The organism is Geomonas paludis, assembly GCF_014193585.1.
In the GTDB taxonomy this organism is placed as follows: domain Bacteria; phylum Desulfobacterota; class Desulfuromonadia; order Geobacterales; family Geobacteraceae; genus Geomonas; species Geomonas paludis.
In genome coordinates, this window is record NZ_BLXY01000002.1 from 150594 (window position 1) to 163037 (window position 12444).

The following is a 12444-nucleotide window of genomic DNA, read 5'->3' on the forward strand; positions in this document are numbered from 1 at the left end:
AAATCATCTCCTGGGTTTATTCTACAATTTGTACAGCGTCCCCCGCCCTTACCTCACCTCTTCCACTTGAAGCTCACCGTCTTCACCCCCGGGATCGCCTGCTGGAATACCGCTAACCCCTCGTCCGTGATGCTGTTGCCGCTGCTGGTAAGCCCCTGCAGCCCCTGCATCCCCTGCAGGTACACCAAGCCGCGATCGGAGATGCGGGTCTGGTACAGGTAGATCCGTTTCAGGTTGGCGAGCGTCGAGATGCTGAGCAGCGCCGCGTCGCTCAACTCCGGCCCGCACAGGTAAAGCTCCTCGAGCCCGGAGAGGTGGACGATGCTGTCCAGGTCGGCGTCGCAGACGTCGTACAAAAAGAGGGCCTGCAGATCCTCCGGACCGAGCCCCTGCAACGACTTCAGCTTCCGCGGCGCCCCCTCTTTCACATCCAGCCGCAGGGCCTGGTCCAGGTAGACCTGCACCGGACCGATGGCGGGCCCCGCCTTCTTCCAGGCGTTGAAACTGACCGAGTTGAGCTCGCGCAGGTATAGCGTGCCGCAGGGAAGGTCGTTGGGGAAAGTGACCGTGCGGCTGCGTTTGCTCGCGCCTTGCGCACGGACCCGCCCCTTTTCCCCCTGCAGGGCGGCCAGGCGCCGCTGGGCGCGGGCGATGTTGATCTCGGCAGCAGCCACCAGGTCGGCAAAGAGATCGCTGCCAGCCGCGGCGCTTTCATCGACGCGCAGCTTGAAACGGTGCACGTAGCTGCCGCGCAACTGCTCGACCTGCTCGTTGATCTCCCGGATCGCCTCGATCTCGACCGCTATCTGCTTTTTCAGCCGGGCCAGCTCGGCCCTCAGGTCGCTCTGCTCGGCCTGCTCCGGGAAATGCCTGCGCCAGTTCCTGAGGATCTCGCGCAGGGTACGGTGGTCCTCCTCGGCGTAGGCCTTGTTCGCCTTCAGCATCAACTCATGCCGCAGCGAGCCGGCGCCCTCCCCCGCCAGGTCGGGATGAATGGCCTTGGCCACCTCGCGATAGAGAGCCTTGATGTCGCCCTCATCGGCCTTCCAGACCCGCCCCCGCACCTGTCCCTCGCCGCGGAAGGCTGTGCCGCGCCGGTAGGTCTGGCCATCGCTGACATCATCTTCGTCGCGCCGGCAGGTCTGCTCGTCGACGCCGTCCGTCTCGGGCGGGACGTAGCTTCCGGAAAGGCGGGCGATCTCCTCTTCCAGCCGTTCCAACTCGGCCATGCGCCGCCCAAGCGTCTGCTGGTAGCTTCTCTCGAAACCGGCGATCTCCTCGCGCAGATGGTGCAAGACGGCAGCGGCCTCGGCATGCCGGGCACGCAGGGAGGCCAGCTCGGCACGCTTGTGCTCGAGTTCCACTTCCTGGGCAGACCTTTGTTGATAGTGTGCTGTCATAGGCGTCGCACTGTCTCAGATATTATTGAGAAGCCGTGAATTTTGAGCAGACATTAACACGACCTGAGCCTGAGTTACAAAAGATTTTATCACACTGAGGGAAATGTAGATTCAGGGCAGGAGAAAGACTGTAACAGGAGAGAAGCCCCTCACCCTGACCCTCTCCCAGAGGGAGAGGGGACTGTGTAGGGTGGACCCTCTCCAGGCGGAGAGAGGACTGTTAAGGGTTGGAAGGTTGGAAGGGGATCGTAAAGGTCAGGGACGGTCGCCGCGCACCATGCGGGTCAGCAGGCGGTCCAGTGCCGAGGCGAAACGCTGCCGGTCGGCAAGGTTGAACTGGGGCGGGCCACCGAGCAGCATGCCATCGTTGCGCAACTCCTGCATCAGGTTACGCATAGACAGGCGCTCGCCGACGTTCTCTTCGGTGTAGAGCTCGCCGCGCGGGTCGAGCGCCACGCCTCCCTTTTCAACCACGCGCGCGGCCAGCGGGATGTCGGCGGTGATGACCAGGTCGCTCGCCGCGGCATGGTCGGCGATATAGTCGTCGGCGATATCGAAGCCGGCAGCGACACGGACGGATGTGATCAGGGAGGTGTGCGCGCGGGACAGGTCGCTGTTGGCGACCAGACAGACCGGCACCTTCAGGCGCTGGGAAGCGCGGAACACTATCTCCTTGATCACTCGCGGGCATGCATCGGCATCGATCCAGATCTTCATAGGCTCATTTCCTCGGGTTACAGCTCTAGCAAGCTTATCGATACGGCGTTCTGGCATAGCAGCAGGATGTGCCGAAACCGGTTCAGTGTGGCGGTCAGGTCACGCTACTACAGCGGACCGGCTATGTCAACGCGGCGAATTCCGTATACAAAGCAAAAAACTTTAAATCTAATTTAAAATAGATTGACACGCCTTTGGCTGGGTGGTATTGTTACGCGTCCTCGAATACCCGTGGATTAAAACCAAAAAGAAGTAATATGGGAGAAGTAAGTAAATGGTAAACGGTACTGTAAAGTGGTTTAACGACAGCAAGGGGTTTGGCTTTCTTGAGCAGGAGAACGGCGAGGATGTCTTCGTTCACTTCTCCGCTATCAACAGCGACGGCTTCAAATCCCTCACCGAGGGCGACAGCGTGACCTTCGAAATCGTCAAGGGACCGAAAGGCCTCCAGGCAGCCAACGTCAGCAGGGTTTAATCCCAATCACATAGCGTAGAACTTTACGAAAGCCCCGGAGGAATCCGGGGCTTTCTTTTTTTCAGAAGGGACTGGCTCCGTCAGGTGCCTGTCCCTCTAGCGTAACGCTCCTTTCTGCTCTGACAGCTCCCCCAAACAACTAAGGGGACAGGCACCTGGCGGAGCCAGTCCCCTCCTTGCCGCAGACGGGGCACCCCTGCATGGAAAGCGGCTTTTCCAGCCGGCACTCCCTGAGCAGCACCTCGTCCCGGAAGATTTCCAGCGTGGGCCCGTCGGCCCGCACCACCCCTTGCGAAAGCACCACGGTCCGCTCGCACACCTCCAGCACCATGTCCAGGTCGTGGCTGGTGATGATCTTGCTGTGGTGGAAATCCTTCAAAAGCCCGATCAGCTGCCTGCGGGCGTACGGGTCGAGTCCGTTGGTCGGCTCGTCCATGACCAGGATGTCCGGCGACATGGAGAGCACCGTGGCGATGGCCACCCTCCTCTTCTCCCCGGCGGAGAGATGATAGGGCGCCTTCCCGGACAGGTGCTCCGCGTCGACCCGGCGCAGCGCCCCTGTCACGCAACTCTCCAACTCGGCGCCGGTCAGCCCCAGGTTCAACGGCCCGAAAGCGACGTCCTCGTACACGGTGGGCATGAAGAGCTGGTCATCCGGGTCATGGAACACCATGCCCACGGTGCGCCGCGCCTCGTGCAGGTTGGTCCGGTCCACCGGGACGTGCCCGATGCGCACCTCGCCGGAATGGGGCAGCAGGTGGCCGTTCAGGTGCGCCAGGAGCGTGGACTTCCCGGCGCCGTTGGCGCCGATCACGGCCACCGACTCGCCGTGGCAGACACTGAAGGTGACGTCGCGCAACGCCTCGGTGCCGTCGGGATAGACGTGGCGCAGGTGGTCGATTTCCAGAATGTGGTGGCTCATGGCAGATACCCCGTTACCAGCGTCCCGAGCAGTTCGGCGCCGTTGTACAGCCTCAAGATGATGCAGAGTGCGCTCCAGAAGAGCACGAAGGCGAATTCCCGCGCGCCGAAACGCCCCCCTTGGGCAGCGGGAAAGGTTCCGGTGTAGCCGCGCGCCAGCATCGCCATGTGCATCCGCTCGGCCCGCTGCCAGGTGCGCAGCAGCAGGTGCCCCAAAAGCGAGCCGTAGCTGGCGAGGCCCAACCCCTTGCGGCCGAAGGAGCGCAGTTCCCGCGCCCGCGACGCCCGCCCCCCCTCCTCGGCCAGCACGAACAGGTAGCGGTACAGGAAGAGAAGCTGCATGGCGAACGCCTTGGGCATCCCCAGCCGGACCAGGGCGCGGCAGATGGAGGCGAACCCGGTGAGTGCGGTCAGGGTGAGCGCGGCGGCGACGGTAAGCGCGGTGCGCACGACGATGGAGGCAAAGGAGAGCCATCCCCCGGTGATGCCCAGCGGCCCCAGGTGCACCAGGACGCTACGGTCGAAGAAGGGGTTGCAGATGCCGACCGCAACGGCGAACGGCGCCACCAGGGCCACCTTGGCAGCCAGGTAGCCGGCGGGAAGGCGTCCGGCAGCGATCAGACAGGCGGGAAAGATGAAGAAGGGAATCAGGGCCGAAACCTGGTAACGGCCGAAGGAAACGACGCAGACGATGAAGACCAGGGTGGCGAGCACCTTGGCGCGTGGGTCCAGCCGGTGCACGGCGGTGTCCCCCGCCGCGAGCTGATCCAGCCGCTTCAAATCCAGCAATGCCCCGTGTACCGATGCCATCAGGCTCCCATCCTCGCCGGCCGAAGCCGGGCCACCGCTACGCCTCGGGGGCTACCGCTCCACGGTTCGACCTGCGCAGCAGGAAGGCTGAGCCCGCAACCAGCAGGACGGAGACGACGGTGCCGACGATACCCGCTACCGCGCTCCCCTTGCCGGCCACAGCACCCGCCTGCGGGGCGCTGCTTGCCGAAGCGGATGCGCTGCCCGGCACTGCGGCAGGAACGGCCTGGTACTCGGGAAAACGGGCGGTCTTTTTCTGCAGCGCGGCCAGGAAACCGCCCACCCCGGCGCGGTGCTCGGAGAGGGAGGCTTGTCCCGCGACCTTGGCCACCGACCACTCCAGCCCGTCAGGTTTTTCCGAAGCGAACCGGGACAGGCCGCCTGCAACGAGCACGGCACCGACCAGCACAGACGCGAGCACGACGCGACCGGAAACGGCGCTGGGACGGTTCCCCCTGGTGAGCAGTTCGGGGCGCGCCTTGCGCAGGAAGGAGACCACGGCCAGCGTTACCGCCCCCTCGACCAGGCCGATGGCCAGGTGAATGGGCTGCATCAGGAGCAGGAATTTGTCCAACGGCAGCGCGGAGATGCCCGAGACCGCCGTTTCCAGGACCACGCAGAGCGCGCCCAGTTGCATGGCGATAAGGGCCGAGAACATGGTGACCGCGGCTTCGCGCCGACGCCCGGGAGCGGGACCGACGAGTCTCCGGTAACAGAGCGGGTAGACCAGCAGCGCAGGGATCATGCCGAGGTTGAAGATATTGCAGCCGAGGGCAAGGAGTCCCCCGTCGGCAAAGAAAAACGCCTGGATCATCAGGACGGAGGCGACGGTGAGGAAGGCGGCGCTGGGGCCTAGCAGTATGGCGAGGAGGATCCCCCCGGTCAGGTGGCCGCTCGACCCGGTGCCGGGGATGGAGAAGTTGATCATCTGGGCGGCGAAGAGAAAGCCCCCCAGCACGCCCATGAGCGGGGCCAGGCGGTCGTCCCGCTCCCGGCGTAACCGTGCCGAGCCCAGGGCGACGCCCCCCGCGGATACGGCCCACATGGCCGCGCCTACCGTGGGCGAGAGCAGAGCGTCCGCCATGTGCATGATCTTCCTCCCCGTGCCGCGCCAAGCGCAGTAGCACGAATTTCCATTCAGTAACACCGCAATTTATACAAGAAGCCCCTGACAGTGTCAATCGCATATGGGCGCTGTTGACGGTGCTGATACGTATACATCAAATACAAACCTGGAACCCTTCACAAGGAGAAAATCTGAGAACATCTGAGAAAAGCGGAGAAAGAGGAGACAGAAAGTTTTCGTTTTACCCCGATGAGTGGTTATCTCCCGCTCCTGGTTGTCTCAGATCTCCTCAGATGTTCTCCTTGTTAGTGGTTTGCCGTGGTAACTGGATGAACGTTTTTAGGTGAAATGCGTACAATGTTCTTCTCTTTTTCCTAAAATGGTGCTAATTTACGTCGCTGGTGATCGAGGCAATTGGCCACAGCCTGATCGCAACGCACGAGATCCTGATTTGGTCGCTGCGCAAGGAGCGCTTGCCATGACTGGTTCTGAGAAGCAGACAGCCCACTTTACCGCCAACTGCACGGTTTTGCTCGCCTTCTTCGTAGCACTGTTCTTTCCCGTCGGTTACTTCGCCATCAGCTACCAATACGCCGTCGGCAGCCTCGAAACCGAAGCCGAAATAAACGCGGGGATCATTTCCGGCCTCGGAGACCTGGTCCCCCAGTCCTGGCACAGCGAGGCGCACCGCCTGGACACCCTGCTCTCCAACCACTCCCACAAAGAAAACGAGAAGCACCGTATCCTCGACGCCCTGGGCAAGGAACTGGCGGCCAGGGGCCGCACCCCTGACATCCCAGTAATCCAGCGTTCGCAACCCATCCATTACGGCGACAAGGTGATCGGCAGCGTCGAGATCAGCCGCTCGCTGCTCCCCATCCTCAAGAAGACGTTCGTGGTGGCGGTGATCGGGCTCAGCATCGCCCTGATCGTCTTCATACTGCTCCCCTTCCGGGCCATCAACCGCGCCAACCGCAAGTTGCAGGACTCTTACGACTTCCTGCGCAAAGTGATGGAGAGCAGCGCCAACGCCCTGATCGTGCTCAACCTGGACGGCACCATCGGCATGGTCAACGGCCGTTGCACCGAAACTAGCGGCTATACACCGGAGGAGCTGCACGGCAAGGGGATCCCGGAGTTGGTCTGCCCGGAGTCGCAGGACATGGTGATCGAGCAGCTGCACCTTGTTGCCACCGGCATGGAGGACCTGGTCCAGTTCGAAGCCGACCTGGTCTGCAAGGACGGCAGCAGCATCACCATCGCCTGCGGCGCCACCCCCGTCTATCAGGAAGGGCGCATCGCCGGCACCGTCCTTTCCGTGGTCAACATCACCGAGCGCAGAATGGCGGTGGAAGCGCTCCGGTCCGCCAAGGAGTACACGGAAAACCTGATCCAGGCCGCCTGCGTCATGATCCTCGGGCTTGACCTCAAGGGGAGAGTCACCCTGTTCAACAGGACCGCCGAGGAGGTGACCGGCTACAGCCAGGAGGAACTGACCGGCCGGAACTGGTTCGAGACGGTGATGGGGGCGGAGGCATTCTACAAGATGTGCGGCGCCCCGCAACAGGGCAAGGACAGCCAGCGCATGGACGCCTGCGAAGGACAGATCGTTACCAAGACCGGGGGGGTGCGCACCATCTCCTGGCGCAACAGCGCCATCATCGAGAAAGGGGTCCGCATCGGCACCCTCTGCTTCGGCATTGACATCACCGAACACAGAAAGATCGAGGCGCAGTTCAGACACTCGCAGAAGATGGAGTCGGTCGGGCAACTGGCGGGGGGCGTCGCCCACGACTTCAACAACATGCTCAGCGTGATGCTGGGCTACGCGCAGCTGTGCCAGCTGGAAGCGTCCGAATCATCCCCGTTATGGATGTACCTTCAGGAGATCATCAGGGCAGGCGAACGCTCCCGCGACATGGTGCGCAAGCTGCTCGCCTTCTCCCGCAAGGAGATCATTTCGCCGAGGACGGTGAACCTCAACGATCATTGCCTGGAAACGGAGAAGACGCTGAGCCGGCTTATCGGCGAGGAGGTCCGCTTCAGCTTCATCCCGGACCCCACGCTGTGGACGGTGAAAATCGACCCGTCGCAGGTGGACCAGATCCTGATGAACCTGGCCGTGAACGCAAGGGATGCCATGCCCGACGGCGGCGAACTCACCATAAAGACCGAGAACGTGGTGGTGGACGAAGAGTTCTGCGACTACCGCCTGGACGCGAAGCCCGGCCCCTATGCCTGCCTGAGCGTCATGGATACCGGGACCGGTATGGACCGGGAGTTGGTGAAAAGGATCTTCGAGCCCTTCTTCACCACCAAGGAGGTGGGCAGAGGAACCGGCCTCGGCTTGGCCACGGTCTACGGCATCGTGACCCAGAACGGCGGCTTCGTCGACGTGGAGAGCGAGCCCGGGCAAGGCACCGCCTTCCGGATCTACCTCCCCCGACTGACCGGGGAAGTGCTCCCTGCCGCCCACAACGCGCCGGCCACGCTGCGCGGCACCGGCACCGTGCTGGTGGTCGAGGACGACGACATGTTGCGGGCCATGGCGACCCAGATGCTCGAGAAGATCGGCTACCAGGTGATCCAGGCGGCAACTCCGCACGTCGCCCTCTCCATCTGCGGTGAACCCGGCCACGACATCGACCTCGTGCTCTCGGACGTAATCATGCCGGAAATGAACGGTCTGGACATGGCACGCGGTATAGCCGACCTCCGTCCGGACACCAAGGTGCTGTTCATGACCGGCTATTCGTCCGACATCATCGCCAAGTGCGGCATCAGCGCCGACCGGCAACTGCACTACATCCAGAAGCCCTTCGACATGGAGGGGCTGCACGCCAAGATCTTGGAGATGCGCGCCGCCTGCTGACACGCCTGGCGCGGTTTTCCATGCGTTTTGCCATGCCTGGCGGCTTCTGCTAGACTGAAGCGGTGGCTAAAGGCAACGCAGCTTTAGGAGAAAGCTATGAATAGGTTATTGATCATCCTGCTGATGGCAGTACTGGTTCCGGTTACTGTCACTACCGCACCGGTTCAGGCACAGTCGGAGCCGGGATACTACCAGATGTCGGACCAGAGCGGCTACCTTGACGACGACCTCCTCTATCCGGAGGAACTGGATGACCTGCTCGCCCGGATCGCACTCTACCCCGATCCGCTGATAGCGCAGATACTGCCGGCGGCAACCTTCGTGGACCAGATCCATGATGCGGCCAATTTCGTCCGGCTCTACGGCGATACCCCGCGCATCGACAACCAGCCCTGGGACTACAGCGTGCGCGCAATAGCGCATTACCCGCAGGTGCTGTACATGATGGACCGCGAGTACCAGTGGACCGCATCGGTGGGACAGGCCTACATCGAGCAGCCCCAGGACGTGATGGACGCCATCCAGAGACTGCGCCGCTTCGCCTACGACCAGGGCAACCTGTTCTCGACCCGGCAGCAGCAGGTCTTCTTCGAAGGCGACGTGATCCGCATCGTGCCGGGGCGTCCGGAATACGTCTACGTGCCGGTGTACGACCCCAACGTGGTCTACGTCGAGCGCTACTACCCCAGTTCCCCCTTCATCACCTTCAGCGTCGGCTTCGCCATCGGGCCGTGGCTGAACCGTGACTGCAACTGGCGCGAACGCCGGGTCTACTACCACGGCTGGCGCGGAGGCGGGTGGGTCACACGCTCACGCCCCTACATCCATGATCGGCGCGGTATCTACATCAACAGGCGCGCTGCCACCATCACCATCAACGAGCGCGTGGTGCAGCGGGACACCCGCCGGTATCGCGAGCAGCTGCGCGTGGAGACCAGGCGTCACCGGGACGAGGGAAGGATGCCTCCGGTGCGGGTAGAACCGCGCCGCCCGAGGGTGGAGCAGCCGGCCGCCGGCAAGGTGGAGCAGCAACGCCGTGGCCAGGTTGAGCAGGTGCGTCCCGGCAAGGGACAACCGGCAACCGAGCGACGCAGGGAGCCGTGGAACCGCCGCGATGCCGCGCCCGCCCCAGGCGTGCCTGCCCCCGCGACCAAGCCGGGCCCCACCCCGCCTGCAGCACAACGGCAGCCTGCCCCGACCCAGCCCAAAGAGCAGCCCCAGGTCCAGCCTGCCCCACAGCAGCCGGCACCTGGCGCCACCAAGGAACCGACGGGAAGGACCGGCAAGGGCGAGAGCAGAGGAGAAAACCGGCGCAGGGTACCGCGCCCGATCAATCGCCCCGGCGCTGAGCCTCCCGCCGCCACGACCGCCCCGCCCCCTGCGACAACAGGTCCTGCGGTGCGCGGCGCAGCACCCCACGCTCCGGCAGCAGCACCCCACGCTCCGGCAGCAGCGCCCGCAGTGAAGGCACCGGCAGCAACCCCGGCAGTCCCGGCCGCTCCGGTGCGCCCCATCACGCCGCGGGTCGAGAAGCCGAGGGTAGCACCGACGCCGCCCCCGGCGGTAACACCGGCGCCCAGGGCTGCACCGCCCCCCGCCCCGGCAGCGACACCGGCGCCCAGGGCCGAGCCCGCAGAACCCGCACGTCCTGCGCGTGAGCACGAGCCAGGACAAGGGCGCGGACGCGGAGAAGGCGGCGGAGGACGCGGTATGCCGAGAGAGGACCGCTGATAGTAGCTGGCCTTATCAGTCCTCGTTCCCGTTCCGCATTATTGTAGGGGCGAATAATCATTCGCCCCCTCCCCCCTCGCCGGCGGATTGGATGACTGGGTAGCACGAACAAAAGGGGCGTATCTTGCGATACGCCCCTTTACTTTTGTTGTTCAGATAATTCCGGGGACAGCTCCCCTGCTCCCCCCTCCTCTTGCTTCACCCCCCCCGGCCCCCTCCCGTCAAGGGAGAGGGAGGTTGGACGACTATCCCACCGGCAGCAGGTCGCAGGCCGCGGCGACCAGTGCCTTCACCCCCGCCCGCAGCGTAGGCTCCGGCAGCGGCGCATAAAGCGGCGAATGCTGCGACGGCAGCGACACCCCCTGGCGCTGCCCCTCCTCGAACAGCACCGGGTCGGCGGCCCCGAGCCAGAACATGCAGACCGGGATCTCGCCGCCAAGCCCCCAGGAACCGAAATCCTCGCTCACCATCTTGGCCGCCGAGCGCACCACGTTGTCTTCCCCGAGTGCCGCCCGCAGCGCTTCGGCCACCCGCCCGGCAAGGACCGGATCATTGTAGGTCGCCGGATGGCAGGCGAGCACGGAAACCACGGGAGCGCGCTCCCCGGGGACGCCGGCGGCGAGGGCCACCCCGGCGCAGATGCGCCGCACCGAGTCCAGGATCTTGTCGCGCACCCGGTCGTCATAGCTCCTGATGCTCAATTGCAGCACCACCTCTTCGGGAATCACGTTGCACGCGGCGCCGCCGTGAATGGAACCGACGGTGACCACCGCCGGCTCGTGCGGGGTGATCTCGCGGCTCACGATGGTCTGCAGGGCGAGCACCAGCTGTGCCGCCATCACCACGGGGTCCTTGCCGTGCTCAGGCGCGGAACCGTGCGCCCCCACGCCGCGCACCACGATCTCCACCTCCGTGAAGCTGGCCAGGAAGTTGCCCGGGGCACAGCCCGCGCTGCCCGCCTTCAGGAACAGGGTGCTGTGCAGCGCCAGTGCGTAGTCGGGCCTTGGGCAGAGCCGGTACGCGCCGTCGTCGATCATGGCCTGGGCGCCGTCACCCCCCTCTTCCCCGGGCTGCCCCACCAGCACCAGCGTCCCGGACCAGGACTCCCTGGAACGGGCGAGCACCCGGGCGGCGCCCAGCAGACAAGCGACGTGCACGTCGTGCCCGCAGGCGTGCATCACCGGGACCTCGGTCCCGTCACGGTACATGGCCCGGGCCTTACTGGCGTACGGGAGTCCCGTCTTCTCCTCCACCGGCAGCGCGTCCATGTCCGCCCGCATCAGCAGCGTCGGGCCGGCCCCATTCTCCAGCACCGCCAGCACGCCATAGCCGGGCCAGTCGAACCTGCGATACCTGCCGATCCCCTCGGTTACCGTAAAGCCCAGTGTGTTGAGTTCCCCCGCCAGCAGCGAGGCCGTGGCACGCTCCTGTCCTGACAGTTCGGGGCAGGCGTGCAGGTGCTTGTAGATTTCCACCAGCGACGACAGTTCAGCTTCCACCAGTCCGCTCACTGATTCGAGCTGCAATTGAGTCGGCATAAGATCTCTCAGATAGGTGATGAAATACCGGTGCAGGGTACTATGTCTGGCCTTTGTTATCAACTCTCATGTTACGGGGACTGGCTCCGCAGGTGCCTGTCCCCCTTGCTTTGCTGCCAACTCATTGCGCGCTCAACTGCCCGATCCTAGGTGGAAGCAACGCCCCCCCGTGCCCACGAACAGGCACGCTGGCTATTTAATGAGCAGTTGGCGGGGTCCATGCGGCGGTGCCGCCGGCTGTTACCTCGGGATTCCAACGACTTCCAGGTCAAAACGAGAGTGGCATGCTCCATGTAAAGCGCTACAGCCAAGGAGGAGTTGCCATGACAGAGATCATCGACGGGATAGCACACGTCACCGCAGCGGAGGCTGCCATCGAACTCTCCACCACCGAGACCCGGGTGCTCATGCTGCTCAAGCAGAAGGCGCTGCAGGGGACCCTCTCCGACCAGGGATGGTTCATCACCAAGGCTTCCCTGGACAGCTACGAGGAGGCCGGCGAGACAGCACCGCAGCAGCCGGCCTGCCGCACCGCCTGCACCGCTACCAGGTGCGGCTGCCATTAGGAGCACACCATGCAACTTACCGTTCTCGCCTCCGACCTGAAGTACAAGTACCCGAAGGTGACGCAGACCCGATTCGACGCCAAGTTCTCCGGTCCCGGCGACGACGCCCCTTTCAACCGGGACGACCTGTACGACATCCTGCCGATGCTCACCGCGGTCATGAACGACCTTGAGCGCGACGACGCCGGCACCCTCCACTTCCTGGAGGACCTGATGAACCAGGACATGCCTCGCTTCCTGGTGAGCCGCGGCGAGGTCTTCGACTTTCTCACCGGCTGCGGCCGCGAGATGCTCTCCTACCGGTAGCAGGACAGAAAGTAAAAGACGGGCACAGCGGCCTGAAATTCC

Annotated in this window: 11 protein-coding genes; 5 read left to right on the forward strand and 6 right to left on the reverse strand. The window is 64.0% G+C overall.

The annotated features are described in order from the left end of the window. Window positions 1–53: 53 nt before the first annotated feature. Both H7687_RS06260 and H7687_RS06265 read right to left on the reverse strand, forming a co-directional pair. Window positions 54–1400 (reverse strand): J domain-containing protein, encoded by a 1347-nt coding sequence (locus H7687_RS06260; protein ID WP_183346209.1) that lies wholly within the window; start codon window positions 1398–1400, stop codon window positions 54–56. A 255-nt stretch (window positions 1401–1655) separates the two neighbouring features. Continuing rightward, a complete protein-coding gene (locus H7687_RS06265; RefSeq protein WP_183346210.1) occupies window positions 1656–2117 on the reverse strand; it encodes a YaiI/YqxD family protein in 462 nt (153 codons plus the stop codon). A 274-nt stretch (window positions 2118–2391) separates the two neighbouring features. Here H7687_RS06265 and H7687_RS06270 point away from each other — a divergent pair, with 274 nt between their 5' ends. Next, window positions 2392–2592, forward strand: a complete 201-nt coding sequence (locus H7687_RS06270) for a cold-shock protein (RefSeq protein WP_129126184.1) — start codon at window positions 2392–2394, stop codon at window positions 2590–2592. A 139-nt stretch (window positions 2593–2731) separates the two neighbouring features. Here H7687_RS06270 and H7687_RS06275 read toward each other — a convergent pair whose 3' ends face one another. From H7687_RS06275 to H7687_RS06285, 3 genes are read right to left on the reverse strand one after another with little or no spacing between them, the layout of a single operon-like run. Then, on the reverse strand, window positions 2732–3514 hold the full coding sequence (locus H7687_RS06275) for an energy-coupling factor ABC transporter ATP-binding protein (RefSeq protein WP_183346211.1): 783 nt from the start codon (window positions 3512–3514) through the stop codon (window positions 2732–2734). Next, complete coding sequence (gene cbiQ / locus H7687_RS06280; RefSeq protein ID WP_183346212.1) at window positions 3511–4323, reverse strand: cobalt ECF transporter T component CbiQ; 813 nt, start codon at window positions 4321–4323, stop codon at window positions 3511–3513. Before cbiQ ends, H7687_RS06275 begins: the two co-directional genes overlap by 4 nt. Before the next feature lie 37 nt (window positions 4324–4360). Next, window positions 4361–5413: an energy-coupling factor ABC transporter permease gene (locus H7687_RS06285; RefSeq protein WP_183346213.1), complete on the reverse strand. Its 1053-nt coding sequence runs from the start codon at window positions 5411–5413 to the stop codon at window positions 4361–4363. Window positions 5414–5867: 454 nt separating this feature from the next. Between H7687_RS06285 and H7687_RS06290 the strand changes: the two genes are divergently transcribed. Further along, window positions 5868–8261: a PAS domain-containing hybrid sensor histidine kinase/response regulator gene (locus H7687_RS06290; protein WP_183346214.1), complete on the forward strand. Its 2394-nt coding sequence runs from the start codon at window positions 5868–5870 to the stop codon at window positions 8259–8261. A 96-nt stretch (window positions 8262–8357) separates the two neighbouring features. Next, window positions 8358–9992: a DUF3300 domain-containing protein gene (locus H7687_RS06295; protein WP_183346215.1), complete on the forward strand. Its 1635-nt coding sequence runs from the start codon at window positions 8358–8360 to the stop codon at window positions 9990–9992. A 245-nt stretch (window positions 9993–10237) separates the two neighbouring features. On the opposite strand, the gene H7687_RS06300 is transcribed toward H7687_RS06295, so the two are convergent. Further along, window positions 10238–11530: an amidohydrolase gene (locus H7687_RS06300; RefSeq protein WP_183346216.1), complete on the reverse strand. Its 1293-nt coding sequence runs from the start codon at window positions 11528–11530 to the stop codon at window positions 10238–10240. A 323-nt stretch (window positions 11531–11853) separates the two neighbouring features. Between H7687_RS06300 and H7687_RS06305 the strand changes: the two genes are divergently transcribed. Next, window positions 11854–12096 carry a hypothetical protein gene (locus H7687_RS06305; RefSeq protein ID WP_183346217.1) on the forward strand — a complete coding sequence of 81 codons (243 nt, stop codon included), beginning with the start codon at window positions 11854–11856 and terminating at the stop codon, window positions 12094–12096. Between the two features lie 9 nt (window positions 12097–12105). After that, window positions 12106–12402, forward strand: coding sequence for a hypothetical protein (locus tag H7687_RS06310; RefSeq protein WP_183346218.1), 297 nt, complete (start codon window positions 12106–12108; stop codon window positions 12400–12402). Window positions 12403–12444 lie beyond the last annotated feature (42 nt).

Excerpts from the sequence above, each read along its gene's own strand:
- H7687_RS06295 (WP_183346215.1), top strand. The coding sequence starts at position 8,358 with ATGAATAGGTTATTGATCATCCTGCTGATGGCAGTACTGGTTCCGGTT.
- H7687_RS06265 (WP_183346210.1), bottom strand. The coding sequence starts at position 2,117 with ATGAAGATCTGGATCGATGCCGATGCATGCCCGCGAGTGATCAAGGAG.
- H7687_RS06310 (WP_183346218.1), top strand. The coding sequence starts at position 12,106 with ATGCAACTTACCGTTCTCGCCTCCGACCTGAAGTACAAGTACCCGAAG.
- H7687_RS06285 (WP_183346213.1), bottom strand. The coding sequence starts at position 5,413 with ATGCACATGGCGGACGCTCTGCTCTCGCCCACGGTAGGCGCGGCCATG.
- H7687_RS06260 (WP_183346209.1), bottom strand. The coding sequence starts at position 1,400 with ATGACAGCACACTATCAACAAAGGTCTGCCCAGGAAGTGGAACTCGAG.
- H7687_RS06275 (WP_183346211.1), bottom strand. The coding sequence starts at position 3,514 with ATGAGCCACCACATTCTGGAAATCGACCACCTGCGCCACGTCTATCCC.
- H7687_RS06305 (WP_183346217.1), top strand. The coding sequence starts at position 11,854 with ATGACAGAGATCATCGACGGGATAGCACACGTCACCGCAGCGGAGGCT.
- H7687_RS06300 (WP_183346216.1), bottom strand. The coding sequence starts at position 11,530 with ATGCCGACTCAATTGCAGCTCGAATCAGTGAGCGGACTGGTGGAAGCT.
- cbiQ (WP_183346212.1), bottom strand. The coding sequence starts at position 4,323 with ATGGCATCGGTACACGGGGCATTGCTGGATTTGAAGCGGCTGGATCAG.
- H7687_RS06290 (WP_183346214.1), top strand. The coding sequence starts at position 5,868 with ATGACTGGTTCTGAGAAGCAGACAGCCCACTTTACCGCCAACTGCACG.
- H7687_RS06270 (WP_129126184.1), top strand. The coding sequence starts at position 2,392 with ATGGTAAACGGTACTGTAAAGTGGTTTAACGACAGCAAGGGGTTTGGC.